11 protein-coding genes are annotated in these 12,785 nt (G+C 60.4%); 8 read left to right on the top strand and 3 right to left on the bottom strand.

The features are described 5' to 3' along the window. Positions 1–128 precede the first annotated feature (128 nt). From ACA057_RS29080 to fdhA, 8 genes are all read left to right on the top strand, one after another. Positions 129–845, top strand: coding sequence for a TraX family protein (locus ACA057_RS29080; RefSeq protein ID WP_497344284.1), 717 nt, complete (start codon positions 129–131; stop codon positions 843–845). Positions 846–1,129: 284 nt separating this feature from the next. Further along, the gene (glyA, locus tag ACA057_RS29075) at positions 1,130–2,383 is read left to right on the top strand and encodes a serine hydroxymethyltransferase (protein WP_201185048.1); all 1,254 of its coding nucleotides are present in this window, start codon (positions 1,130–1,132) and stop codon (positions 2,381–2,383) included. A 23-nt stretch (positions 2,384–2,406) separates the two neighbouring features. Further along, on the top strand, positions 2,407–3,657 hold the full coding sequence (locus tag ACA057_RS29070; protein ID WP_007947735.1) for a sarcosine oxidase subunit beta: 1,251 nt from the start codon (positions 2,407–2,409) through the stop codon (positions 3,655–3,657). A gap of 14 nt (positions 3,658–3,671) precedes the next feature. Further along, the gene (locus ACA057_RS29065) at positions 3,672–4,001 is read left to right on the top strand and encodes a sarcosine oxidase subunit delta (RefSeq protein WP_046818244.1); all 330 of its coding nucleotides are present in this window, start codon (positions 3,672–3,674) and stop codon (positions 3,999–4,001) included. Continuing rightward, positions 3,998–7,015, top strand: coding sequence for a sarcosine oxidase subunit alpha (locus ACA057_RS29060; protein WP_497344281.1), 3,018 nt, complete (start codon positions 3,998–4,000; stop codon positions 7,013–7,015). The genes ACA057_RS29065 and ACA057_RS29060 overlap by 4 nt, the downstream gene beginning before the upstream one ends. Positions 7,016–7,158: 143 nt before the next feature. Next, entirely contained in the window at positions 7,159–7,791 is a 633-nt protein-coding gene (locus ACA057_RS29055) for a sarcosine oxidase subunit gamma (protein ID WP_438659007.1), read from the top strand. Positions 7,792–7,938: 147 nt separating this feature from the next. Next, positions 7,939–8,796, top strand: a complete 858-nt coding sequence (purU, locus tag ACA057_RS29050; protein ID WP_497344279.1) for a formyltetrahydrofolate deformylase — start codon at positions 7,939–7,941, stop codon at positions 8,794–8,796. 179 nt (positions 8,797–8,975) lie between these two features. Then, positions 8,976–10,175, top strand: a complete 1,200-nt coding sequence (gene fdhA, locus ACA057_RS29045) for a formaldehyde dehydrogenase, glutathione-independent (RefSeq protein ID WP_059407445.1) — start codon at positions 8,976–8,978, stop codon at positions 10,173–10,175. 58 nt (positions 10,176–10,233) lie between these two features. On the opposite strand, the gene ACA057_RS29040 is transcribed toward fdhA, so the two are convergent. From ACA057_RS29040 to ACA057_RS29030, 3 genes are all read right to left on the bottom strand, one after another. Next, complete coding sequence (locus ACA057_RS29040; RefSeq protein ID WP_497344277.1) at positions 10,234–11,256, bottom strand: RHS repeat-associated core domain-containing protein; 1,023 nt, start codon at positions 11,254–11,256, stop codon at positions 10,234–10,236. A 177-nt stretch (positions 11,257–11,433) separates the two neighbouring features. Continuing rightward, a complete protein-coding gene (locus tag ACA057_RS29035) occupies positions 11,434–12,108 on the bottom strand; it encodes an anti-sigma factor (protein WP_497344275.1) in 675 nt (224 codons plus the stop codon). Beyond that, positions 12,105–12,740, bottom strand: coding sequence for an RNA polymerase sigma factor (locus ACA057_RS29030; protein WP_497344273.1), 636 nt, complete (start codon positions 12,738–12,740; stop codon positions 12,105–12,107). The genes ACA057_RS29035 and ACA057_RS29030 overlap by 4 nt, the downstream gene beginning before the upstream one ends. Positions 12,741–12,785: the final 45 nt, after the last annotated feature.

Genomic DNA, 12,785 nt, shown 5'->3' with positions numbered 1-12,785 from the left:
CGGCTTCCGTGGTCGAGGCTCTTATGGTGAAGAGCTTCGTGGTCAATGATGGTGCGCACTTTACCCAAGATCGTCAGGAGAGCACACGGGATGATGCTGTCAGAAAAATACAGAGATGACGGGCAATTATGCACATGACGCCAAGGGATGGGGCACTCGATCTGCTCAAGTGGCTGGCGCTATTGAGCATGGTGCTCGATCACCTGCGATATGTCGGTTATTCCGTCGATCTGCTGTATGTGCCGGGACGGTTGGCATTCCCTTGGTTTTGCCTGGCGATGGCCACCAATCTCGCGCGGGCGCGTGCAGTGAGGACTGGTAGTCAATGGCGTTATCTGGGGTGGTTGGTGTTGTTTAGCGCCATCAGCGAAATTCCCTATCGGCTGTACATTCCTGATCCCGACACCTTGAACGTGCTGCCCACGCTAGTGCTCGGTCTGCTGGTGGCGCGTGGCTGGCAGCACAAGAATCTGCAATCGCGACTGCTGGCGGTCGGCGCTCTAGCCCTGGCGGCAGTGTTCCCGGAACGACTGATGTTCGGGTTCTTCGGTGTGCTGTTGCCGTTGGCGATGTTGCTGGTGATCCGTCGGCCCTGGTATTTCAGCCTGTTGCCGGGGCTGGTATGCCTGGCGGCCAATCAGTGGGAGGTGCTGTTTTACTCCGCGCGGCTCGGCAACGGTGCCGCCCTTTTCGGTCTCGCCGCTTGTCTGATCGCGCCATTGCTGGGACTGCTCTTGTTGCGACACGCAAAAGGCGTTCAACCACCGCCAATGCGCCGCTGGGCGTACGCGCTCTATCCCGTGCATTTCCTGCTGTTGCTCGCCGTGCGACAGGTCATCGCCTGACCCTGTGGGAGCGAGCCTGCTCGCGATGGCGGCAGCTCAGGCGACATCAATGTTGAATGTACGGCCGCTATCGCGAGCAGGCTCGCTCCCACAGGGGATCTTCGTTGGTTCGAAGGTTGTGTCCGGTCAGCCATTTCAGCCCATGTCGTAAACGCACCTTTGCGTGGCGTCCGTAGGCATTTGACCTGTCTGCGCCGGTCATACCATCGCATTCAAAGGGCACTGCCGAAACGCCAGTGCCTTACCGAGACGAATGGCGCATAGATGCCGCTGGGAGAGACGCGATGTTCAGCAAGCAAGACCAGATCAAGGGTTACGACGATGCACTGCTGGCGGCCATGAATGCCGAGGAGCAACGCCAGGAAGATCACATCGAGCTGATCGCGTCAGAGAACTACACCAGCAAACGCGTCATGGAAGCGCAAGGTAGTGGCCTGACCAACAAATACGCCGAAGGCTATCCGGGCAAGCGCTACTACGGTGGCTGCGAGCACGTCGACAAGGTTGAAGCCCTGGCCATCGAACGCGCCAAGCAACTGTTCGGCGCTGATTACGCCAACGTCCAGCCGCACTCCGGTTCTTCCGCCAACAGCGCCGTTTACCTGGCCCTGATCCAGCCGGGCGATACCATTCTCGGCATGAGCCTGGCCCACGGCGGCCACCTGACCCACGGCGCCAAAGTGTCGTCTTCTGGCAAGCTGTACAACGCTGTGCAGTACGGCATCGACACCAAGACCGGTTTGATCGATTACGACGAAGTCGAACGTCTGGCCGTCGAGTGCAAGCCGAAAATGATCGTCGCCGGGTTCTCGGCTTACTCCAAGACCCTCGACTTCCCGCGCTTCCGGCAGATTGCCGACAAGGTCGGTGCACTGCTGTTCGTCGACATGGCCCACGTTGCCGGCCTGGTCGCCGCGGGTCTGTATCCGAATCCGCTGCCGTACGCTGACGTGGTCACCACCACTACCCACAAGACCCTGCGCGGTCCGCGTGGCGGGTTGATCCTGGCCAAGTCCAACGAAGAGATCGAGAAAAAGCTCAACGCCGCGGTGTTCCCCGGCGCGCAGGGCGGCCCGCTGATGCACGTGATCGCCGGTAAAGCGGTGTGCTTCAAGGAAGCGCTGGAGCCCGGTTTCAAGGCCTATCAGCAACAAGTGATCGACAACGCCCAGGCCATGGCCGGCGTGTTTATCAAACGCGGCTACGATGTAGTGTCCGGCGGCACCGACAACCACCTGTTCCTGGTCAGCCTGATCCGTCAGGGCCTCACCGGTAAAGAGGCGGATGCAGCACTCGGTCGCGCCCACATCACTGTGAACAAGAACGCTGTCCCGAACGATCCACAGTCGCCGTTCGTCACCTCCGGCCTGCGTATCGGCACCCCGGCGGTGACCACTCGCGGCTTCAAGGTGACCCAGTGCGTAACACTTGCCGGCTGGATCTGCGACATCCTCGACAACCTCGGCGACGCCGATGTCGAGGCCAATGTCGCACAGCAAGTGGCAGCCCTGTGCGCGGACTTCCCGGTTTATCGCTGAGCGCGGTTTTGGAGTAAATGACTATGCAACGCTATTCCGGCTTCGGCCTCTTCAAACACTCCCTCAGCCATCACGAAAACTGGCAGAAAATGTGGCGCACGCCGACCCCTAAAAAGGTCTACGACGTGGTCATCGTCGGCGGTGGCGGGCATGGTCTGGCGACCGCCTACTACCTGGCCAAGGAACACGGCATCACCAACGTGGCCGTGGTCGAGAAAGGCTGGCTGGGCGGCGGTAACACCGCGCGCAACACCACCATCGTTCGCTCCAACTACCTGTGGGACGAGTCGGCGCACCTGTACGAACACGCGATGAAATTGTGGGAAGGCCTGTCCCAGGACCTGAACTACAACGTGATGTTCTCCCAGCGCGGCGTCTACAACCTGTGCCACACCCTGCAAGACATCCGTGATTCCGAGCGTCGGGTCAGCGCCAACCGCCTCAACGGCGTTGACGGCGAACTGCTCGATGCCAAGCAAGTGGCCGACGAGATTCCGTACCTCGACTGTTCGAAAAACACTCGCTACCCGGTGATGGGCGCGACCGTCCAGCGTCGCGGCGGCGTGGCCCGTCACGATGCCGTGGCGTGGGGCTTTGCCCGTGCCGCCGATGCCTTGGGCGTGGACCTGATCCAGCAGACCGAAGTGATCGGTTTCCGCAAGGAAAACGGCGTGTGCATCGGCGTTGAAACCAACAAAGGCTTCATCGGCGCCAAGCGCGTCGGTGTCGTCACCGCCGGTAACTCCGGGCACATGGCCAAGCTCGCCGGTTTCCGTCTGCCGATCGAATCCCACCCGCTGCAAGCACTGGTGTCCGAGCCGATCAAGCCGATTATCGACAGCGTGATCATGTCCAACGCCGTACACGGTTACATCAGCCAGTCCGACAAGGGCGACCTGGTGATCGGCGCCGGTATCGACGGCTACAACGGCTACGGCCAGCGTGGTTCGTACCCGGTGATCGAGCACACCATCCAGGCCATCGTCGAGATGTTCCCGGTGCTGTCGCGCGTACGCATGAACCGTCAGTGGGGCGGCATCGTCGACACCACGCCGGATGCCTGCCCGATCATCTCGAAAACTCCGGTACCGAACATGTTCTTCAACTGCGGTTGGGGCACCGGTGGCTTCAAGGCAACACCTGGCTCGGGCAACGTCTTTGCCGCGAGCCTGGCCAAGGGTGAAATGCACCCATTGGCTGCACCTTTCTCCATCGACCGTTTCCACAACGGTGCGTTGATCGATGAACACGGCGCTGCTGCGGTTGCCCACTAACAGGAGAAATCCCCATGTTGCATATCTTCTGTCCTCACTGCGGCGAACTGCGCTCCGAAGAGGAATTCCACGCATCCGGCCAGGCGCACATCCCGCGTCCACTGGACCCGAACAGCTGCACCGACGAGGAGTGGGGCGACTACATGTTCTTCCGCGATAACCCTCGCGGTCTGCACCACGAACTGTGGGATCACGTCGCCGGTTGCCGTCAGTATTTCAATGCCACCCGTGACACCGTGACCTACGAGATTCTCGAGACCTACAAGATCGGCACCAAGCCACAATTCACCGACAAGACCGACAGCCCGAAAGCGGCCGCCACGGCTCTGGGAGAGAAGGTATGAGCCAGATCAATCGCCTGTCCAACGGCGGACGGATCGACCGCAACAAAGTGCTGAGCTTCACCTTCAACGGCCAGGTCTACAAAGGCTTTGAAGGTGATTCCCTGGCCGCTGCACTGCTGGCCAACGGTGTCGACATCATCGGTCGCAGCTTCAAGTATTCCCGTCCGCGCGGCATCTTCGCCGCCGGTGCCGAAGAGCCGAACGCCGTGCTGCAAATCGGCGCGACCGAAGCCACGCAGATCCCCAACGTACGCGCCACGCAACAAGCGTTGTACCAAGGCCTGGTCGCTACCAGCACCAACGGCTGGCCGAGCGTGAACAACGACATGATGGGGATTCTCGGCAAGGTCGGCGGCAAGCTGATGCCGCCGGGCTTCTACTACAAAACCTTCATGTACCCGCAATCGTTCTGGATGACTTACGAGAAGTACATTCGTAAGGCCGCCGGTCTGGGTCGCTCGCCGACCGAGAACGATCCGGACACTTACGACTACATGAACCAGCACTGCGACGTGCTGATCGTCGGCGCTGGCCCTGCGGGTCTGGCGGCTGCACTGGCGGCTGCCCGTAGCGGTGCGCGTGTGATCCTGGCCGATGAGCAGGAAGAGTTCGGCGGCAGCCTGCTCGACTCCCGTGAAAGCCTCGACGGTAAGCCGGCGGCCGAGTGGGTCGCCAGCGTCATCGCTGAACTGAAAGACACCCCTGACGTGCTGCTGTTGCCGCGCGCCACGGTCAACGGTTACCACGACCATAACTTCCTGACCATTCACGAGCGCCTGACCGATCACCTCGGCGACCGCGCGCCGATTGGCCAGGTGCGTCAACGCATCCACCGGGTTCGCGCCAAGCGCGTAGTGCTGGCGACCGGCACGCACGAGCGTCCACTGGTCTACGGCAACAACGACGTGCCGGGCAACATGCTCGCCGGCGCAGTGTCGACTTATGTTCGTCGCTACGGCGTGGCACCAGGCAAGAAACTGGTGCTGTCGACCAACAATGACCACGCTTACCGCGTTGCTCTGGATTGGCTCGATGCCAGCCTGCAAGTCGTGGCCATCGCCGACGCCCGCAGCAACCCTCGCGGTGCTTTGGTTGAAGAAGCGCGCGCCAAAGGCATCCGCATCCTCACCGGCAGTGCCGTGATCGAGGCCCGTGGCAGCAAGCACGTGACCGCCGCTCGCGTTGCCGCGATCGACGTCAAAGCACACGCCGTGACCAGCCCTGGCGAATGGCTCGATTGCGACCTGGTGGCCAGTTCCGGTGGTTACAGCCCGGTGGTTCACTTGGCTTCGCACTTGGGCGGCAAGCCGATCTGGCGTGAAGACATTCTCGGTTTCGTACCAGGCGAAGCACCGCAGAAACGCGTGTGCGTCGGTGGCATCAACGGCGTCTATGGTCTCGGCGATTCCCTGGCCGATGGTTTTGAAGGCGGCGCTCGCGCAGCCAGCGAAGCCGGTTTCAGCGTGGTCGAAGGCACCTTGCCGAAAGCCCTGAGCCGTCTCGAAGAGCCGACGCTGGCGCTGTTCCAGGTGCCGCACGAAAAAAACACCGCACGTGCGCCGAAGCAATTCGTCGACCTGCAAAACGACGTCACCGCAGCCGCCATCGAACTGGCGACCCGCGAAGGCTTCGAGTCGGTCGAGCACGTCAAACGCTACACCGCACTGGGCTTCGGTACGGACCAGGGCAAACTCGGCAACGTCAACGGCCTGGCCATCGCCGCCCGTTCGCTGAACGTGACCATCCCGCAGATGGGCACCACCATGTTCCGTCCGAACTACACGCCGGTGACTTTCGGCGCCGTGGCCGGCCGTCACTGTGGGCACATCTTCGAGCCGGTCCGTCACACCGCGCTGCATCATTGGCACGTGAAGAACGGTGCCGAGTTCGAAGACGTCGGTCAGTGGAAGCGTCCTTGGTACTTCCCGAAAAACGGTGAAGACCTGCACGCGGCCGTGAAGCGCGAATGCAAAGCCGTGCGCGACAGCGTCGGCCTGCTGGACGCTTCGACCCTGGGCAAAATCGACATCCAGGGCCCGGACTCGCGCGAGTTCCTCAACCGCATCTACACCAACGCCTGGACCAAGCTCGATGTGGGCAAGGCGCGTTACGGCCTGATGTGCAAAGAAGACGGCATGGTCTTCGACGACGGCGTAACAGCCTGTCTGGCCGACAACCATTTCGTGATGACCACCACCACGGGTGGCGCGGCGCGCGTACTGCAATGGCTGGAAATCTACCACCAGACCGAATGGCCAGACCTGAAGGTGTACTTCACCTCCGTGACTGACCACTGGGCAACCATGACCTTGTCCGGGCCGAACAGCCGCAAGCTGCTCAGCCAGGTCACCGACATCGACCTGAGCAACGAAGCGTTCCCGTTCATGACCTGGAAAGAAGGCCTGGTCGGCGGTGTGCCGGCGCGGGTGTTCCGGATTTCGTTTACCGGTGAACTGTCGTACGAAGTCAACGTGCAAGCCGACTATGCGATGGGCGTGCTCGAGAAAATCGTCGAGGCGGGCAAGCAGTACAACCTGACGCCGTACGGCACTGAAACCATGCACGTCCTGCGGGCCGAGAAGGGGTTCATCATCGTTGGCCAGGACACCGACGGCTCGATGACGCCGGACGACTTGAACATGGGCTGGTGTGTCGGTCGCACCAAACCGTTCTCGTGGATCGGCCAGCGCGGGATGAATCGCGAAGACTGCGTGCGTGATCAACGTAAACAGCTGGTTGGCCTGAAGCCGATCGATCCGACCAAATGGCTGCCGGAAGGCGCGCAACTGGTGTTCAACACCAAGCAAGCGATTCCGATGACGATGGTCGGGCACGTGACGTCCAGCTACTTGCACAACTCCCTCGGCTATTCGTTTGCCATGGGCGTGGTCAAGGGCGGCTTGAAGCGCATCGGTGAACGCGTGTTTGCGCCACTGGCGGACGGTAGCGTGATCGAAGCGGAAATCGTTTCTTCGGTGTTCTTCGATCCGAAAGGCGATCGCCAGAACATTTGATGGCCTCGAGATCTGTGGGGGGCTGCCAATCGCTAGCAGGCTGGCTCCCACAGGGAAACACGGTCGAATGTGGGAGCTAGCCTGCTAGCGATGACGGCAGTGCCGCCACCACAGGAACCAACAGAATTCAGGAAAGGTGCTTTATGACCGCAGCCAATGTTTACCAACAACGCCCAACCACCGGGGCCAAGGCCGAGTCGTCGCTGCATCATGCCGACCTCGCCAGCCTGGTGGGCAAGGGTCGCAAAAGCGCCGGCGTGACCGTGCGCGAGAAAAAACTCCTCGGCCACCTGACCATCCGTGGCGATGGCCACGATGCCGCCTTCGCCGCTGGCGTGCACAAGGCTCTCGGCATCGAATTGCCGGCAGCGCTGACCGTCGTCGTCAAAGGTGAAACCAGCCTGCAATGGATGGGGCCGGATGAATGGCTGTTGATCGTGCCGACCGGCGAAGAATTTGCCGCCGAGCAGAAACTCCGTGAAGCGCTGGGCGACCTGCACATCGCAATCACCAACGTCAGCGGCGGCCAGCAGATCCTCGAACTGAGCGGCCCGAACGTGCGTCAGGTGCTGATGAAGTCCACCAGCTACGATGTGCACCCGAACAGTTTTCCGGTAGGCAAGGCCGTCGGCACGGTGTTCGCCAAGTCGCAACTGGTGATTCGTCATACCGCTGAAGACACCTGGGAACTGCTGATCCGCCGCAGCTTCTCGGATTACTGGTGGCTGTGGTTGCAGGATGCAGCCGCTGAATACGGCCTGAGCGTCCAGGCGTAATCAGGAGGCGATCACCTGTGGGAGCGAGCCTGCTCGCGAAGACGGTATCTCAGCGACATTGATGTCGACTGACACGCCCTCTTCGCGAGCAGGCTCGCTCCCACAGGAGAATGTTTTGTTCCCCGAACTCTCAGGAGTCACCGCACTATGAGCCGCGCACCAGACACATGGATTCTGACCGCCGACTGCCCCAGCGTCCTCGGCACCGTGGACGCGGTGACCCGCTTTCTGTTCGAGCAGGGCTGCTACGTCACCGAGCACCATTCCTTCGATGACCGGCTCTCGGGTCGTTTCTTCATTCGTGTGGAATTCCGCCAGCCCGACGGTTTCGACGAACAAGCGTTCCGCGCGGGGCTTGAAGAGCGTGGTGCCCATTTCGGCATGATCTTCGAACTGACCGAGCCCAATTATCGGCCGAAAGTGGTGATCATGGTTTCCAAGGCCGATCACTGCCTCAACGATTTGCTTTACCGCCAGCGTATCGGTCAATTGTCGATGGACGTGGCCGCCGTGGTCTCGAATCACCCGGACCTCAAACCGCTGGCCGACTGGCACCAGATTCCGTACTACCATTTTCCCCTGGACCCGAACGACAAACCGTCGCAGGAGCGTCAGGTCTGGCAGGTGATTGAAGAGTCCGGCGCCGAGCTGGTGATTCTCGCCCGTTACATGCAGGTGCTGTCGCCAGAGCTGTGCCGCAAACTCGACGGCAAGGCGATCAACATCCACCACTCCCTGTTGCCGGGTTTCAAGGGCGCCAAGCCGTATCACCAGGCTTACAACAAGGGCGTGAAACTGGTCGGCGCGACGGCGCACTACATCAACAACGACCTGGACGAAGGCCCGATCATCGCCCAGGGCGTAGAGGCCGTGGACCACAGTCATTACCCGGAAGATTTGATCGCCAAGGGGCGGGATATCGAGGGGCTGACGTTGGCGCGGGCGGTTGGATATCACATTGAACGACGGGTGTTTTTGAACGCCAATCGCACCGTCGTTCTGTAGATCGCTATCGCTAGCAGGCTAGCTCCCACATTGAAATGCGTACCCCTTGTGGGAGCTAGCCTGCTAGCGATGGGGTCATGACAAGCAACACAACAATCAGCATCTGTACCCGAGCAATCAACGCGCCGCCGATCCTGGGCGACGCGACCGCTACATAAAAACAACAGCGAGGTGAAAGCATGTCTGGCAATCGTGGTGTGGTGTATCTCGGCGCTGGCAAGGTCGAAGTACAGAATATCGAGTATCCGAAAATGCAGGACCCGCGTGGCAGGAAGATTAATCACGCTGTCATCCTGCGCGTAGTTTCCACCAACATCTGTGGTTCCGATCAGCACATGGTACGCGGTCGTACCACCGCCCAGACCGGTCTGGTGCTGGGCCACGAGATCACCGGTGAAGTGATCGAGAAGGGCAGCGACGTCGAGAACCTGCAGATCGGCGATCTGGTGTCCGTTCCGTTCAACGTCGCTTGCGGGCGCTGCCGTTCCTGCAAGGAAATGCACACCGGTGTCTGCCTCAGCGTTAACCCGGCGCGTCCGGGCGGTGCCTACGGTTACGTCGACATGGGCGACTGGACCGGCGGCCAGGCCGAATACGCGATGGTGCCGTACGCCGACTTCAACCTGTTGAAACTGCCGGATCGCGATCGCGCCATGGAAAAAATCCGTGACCTGACCTGCCTCTCCGACATCCTGCCGACCGGTTACCACGGCGCAGTGACCGCCGGCGTTGGCCCAGGCAGCACCGTGTACATCGCCGGCGCCGGCCCGGTCGGCCTGGCCGCCGCCGCTTCCGCTCGCCTGCTGGGCGCGGCAGTGGTCATCATCGGCGACGTCAACACCGTCCGCCTGGCACACGCCAAGGCCCAGGGCTTCGAAATCGCCGACCTGTCCCTGGACACCCCGCTGCACGAACAAATCGCTGCACTGCTGGGCGAACCAGAAGTGGATTGCGCCGTCGACGCCGTAGGCTTCGAAGCACGCGGCCACGGCCATGACGGCGTGAAACACGAAGCACCGGCGACCGTGCTCAACTCCCTGATGGGCGTGGTTCGGGTGGCCGGCAAAATCGGCATTCCAGGCCTGTACGTGACCGAGGATCCAGGTGCTGTGGATGCAGCCGCGAAAATGGGCAGCCTGAGCATCCGCTTCGGTCTGGGCTGGGCTAAATCCCACAGCTTCCACACAGGTCAAACGCCAGTGATGAAGTACAACCGCCAGCTGATGCAGGCGATCATGTGGGACCGTATCAACATCGCCGAAGTGGTGGGCGTTCAGGTGATCAGCCTGGACCAGGCGCCACAGGGTTATGGCGAGTTCGACGCGGGCGTGCCGAAGAAGTTTGTGATTGATCCGCATAAGTTGTTTAGTGCGGCGTAAGAGATATAGAAAAAAGGGCGACGTAATGTCGCCCTTTTTCATCTCTAGCGTACTGAAATCAAAATAAATCACCGTTCATTGCTCTAATCTGTGCAGCAACAACATTTGGTGGATCAACTTGGGGAAGCAGGTCAGGTCTGGGGCCGTAATGCATGTTCCTGTTGTCAGTGCCAACTTGTCGGGTCATTGCATAAGGAAAATCCCGTTGGGCCTGCGCTTGGGTTACTCCCGTGTTGACCGCTGCTGAGGGTGCTATTCCTTTTATTTCCCCAAACCCTACGTTATCGATTATTGGCAATCGATGTTCTGGTAGGCCGGCGTTCAAAAGTTTTTCCATGTTGATCTTGGATAACGCGTCAACAGATCCCTTCATTCGTTTTGAAGTGAGGGACACATTGACAAGATCTCTACCCTCAAGGTTTTCGAATATCTTTGCCAGTATTTCATTGGGCATATTGTTGAGCCTCTTAATAGGCTGTAGCTGAGGTGCAGGGCTGACTCTTTTTGCCATTCCTGGTATGCCGCTTAGTGAAGGCTTAGAGGAAAGTGGTAAATGTCCCGTCCGATCCGATTTATTTACGGGGTCCCCCACGCAATACGCATACGCATTCAACCCCCCCTCCCCAAACGGACTCCAACTGTCCGGGCTGTTAAATCGCATCAAAACCGGATTAAACGCCCGATAGCCATTCCCCAACAAATAGCACCCAGTGACCGGATCCGGTCGTTCGCCATTGAAACCGAGCAGGCTGAGTAATCCGTTTTCCGGATGGTGGTGACCATAGGGTGTGAAGGCAAGGGGATTGCGCCCCGCTGCAGCGAGTACGTTCAACACCGAGCGCTGCTGATCAGTGGCAAGCAAGCGCGTTCCCACGGTGCTGCTCTGATGCTGTTGCTCGGCCAGCAGTTGATCTTCGTGCTGCATGATTGAACGCTGCTCGGCGCCTTGAATCTCGGTGGTCAGGCGATCTTTCAGGTAGAAACGCCGGGTATCGGCCTGCACCAAGGGCGCGCTCGCAACCAGCCGATTAAGTGCGTCGTACTGGTAACGACAAAGCAAGGTTTTGCTGTCGATCTGCATGGGGCTGATCTCCCTGAAGAGGCATCGATTCAGGGTTTCACTGTGGCGCAATCAACCAGGGTTGCCTACTAGCAGAACTGATAGGGTCAGAGCTTCCGTCACAACGCAATCTGTAGCAGCTGCCGAACGCAGCCTTCGGCAGCTGCTACAAAGGGTGCGTTTCGTCCTCGGAGTCGGTCACAACGCCGCTAGTGCGCCTTGATATAACACCGGGCCCGTCGGTTGCCCGGTCGGCGAGCCGCCCTGCGGTTCAAGACTCACCGCCAACGCAATCGGCTTGCCGATCAGTGCCTTCTGCGCGTCGTTCAGTTCAACCTTGCCTTTGCCTCCCGCCGGAATCACCCCGAGGGAGATCGGTTTGCCATCCGCCGGAATCGCCCACAACTCAAGGCTCTGTCCTGGCTCGACGGCGGCGAGGGTCAGCGGTTCGACTTTCAAATAATCCTCGTGCGCTTCTACCTTCATTGCAGGCTGCGCGTCTGCCGCCAGCAACGTGGCGCTGTAACGTGCATTGTCGTGGTTGTACATAACGCCCAACATCACAGCGACCACCAGCGAACACACCGCCGCCGTCACCCGCAACCAGTTCCAGAATGGACGCCTCGCGGGCACATGCAGCACTTGCGGTTCGATCCGCGCTGTAATGCCTTGCCAGACGCTATCCGGCACCGGCTGCTCGGGCAACGCATCGGTCAACCTGGCCAGGTTTTCCTGCCATTGCGCGAGTTCCGAGCGTAATGCCGCGTCTTCCAGCAATAACTGCTCGAAACGTCGGCGCGCGGCAGCCGGCATCAGGCCAATGGCGTAGTCGGCGGCGAGGGCGCGGCGCAGGGTTGGGGTTTGATAGTTCATGATTCCAGGCACCTGCGCAGGCGTTCCATGCCGCGACGGATCCAGGACTTCACCGAGCCCAGCGGCGCGGCCAGGTGTTCGGCCAGTTCGGCACACGACAGCCCTTGAAAATACGCGACGGTAATCGACTGGCGCTGCATGCCTTCGAGACTGTCCAGGCAACGATTCAAGGCGCTGGCGTCGCGGGCACTGCTCAATTGTTCGTGGGCCGATGGGCTTTCATCCTCCAGCGCTTGCTCTTCGAGATCGCTCAACGGCCGGTCGCGGTGTTTGCGCAACTGGTCAATGGCCTGATTGCGCGTGATGTTGATCATCCAGGTCAGCGGGGCCGACAGGTGCGATTCGTAGCGCGAGGCGTTGTTCCAGATGCGCACGAAGCTTTCCTGCAGCACCTCTTCGGCCAGGTCGGGACGCCCCATGAAGCGCAGCGCTACCCCATGCAAGCGCGGGCCGACGCTGCGGTAAAGCGTCTCGAACGCGCGGCGATCGCCCAGTGAGCACTGGGCGAGAAGTTGCCTGAGTTGATCGGCGTCGGCGATGGGAATAACGGTTCTCCAGGCAATCGAGGCAGGTTGCGTGCGTTGCCGGTTGCAGGCAGAGGTTAGTTCACGGCGTGGGGTTGTTCCATTCACGGGTGGACCCCCTCGGATCAGCACGCACGCGTTTTCGTTGACGTC

The organism is Pseudomonas sp. LBUM1661 (genome assembly GCF_059695925.1).
Note: the sequence above shows the minus strand (reverse complement) of the source record. Positions and strands in the feature narration are given on the sequence as shown.

Excerpts from the sequence above, each read along its gene's own strand:
- ACA057_RS29080 (WP_497344284.1), top strand. The coding sequence starts at position 129 with ATGCACATGACGCCAAGGGATGGGGCACTCGATCTGCTCAAGTGGCTG.
- glyA (WP_201185048.1), top strand. The coding sequence starts at position 1,130 with ATGTTCAGCAAGCAAGACCAGATCAAGGGTTACGACGATGCACTGCTG.
- ACA057_RS29070 (WP_007947735.1), top strand. The coding sequence starts at position 2,407 with ATGCAACGCTATTCCGGCTTCGGCCTCTTCAAACACTCCCTCAGCCAT.
- ACA057_RS29065 (WP_046818244.1), top strand. The coding sequence starts at position 3,672 with ATGTTGCATATCTTCTGTCCTCACTGCGGCGAACTGCGCTCCGAAGAG.
- ACA057_RS29060 (WP_497344281.1), top strand. The coding sequence starts at position 3,998 with ATGAGCCAGATCAATCGCCTGTCCAACGGCGGACGGATCGACCGCAAC.
- ACA057_RS29055 (WP_438659007.1), top strand. The coding sequence starts at position 7,159 with ATGACCGCAGCCAATGTTTACCAACAACGCCCAACCACCGGGGCCAAG.
- purU (WP_497344279.1), top strand. The coding sequence starts at position 7,939 with ATGAGCCGCGCACCAGACACATGGATTCTGACCGCCGACTGCCCCAGC.
- fdhA (WP_059407445.1), top strand. The coding sequence starts at position 8,976 with ATGTCTGGCAATCGTGGTGTGGTGTATCTCGGCGCTGGCAAGGTCGAA.
- ACA057_RS29040 (WP_497344277.1), bottom strand. The coding sequence starts at position 11,256 with ATGCAGATCGACAGCAAAACCTTGCTTTGTCGTTACCAGTACGACGCA.
- ACA057_RS29035 (WP_497344275.1), bottom strand. The coding sequence starts at position 12,108 with ATGAACTATCAAACCCCAACCCTGCGCCGCGCCCTCGCCGCCGACTAC.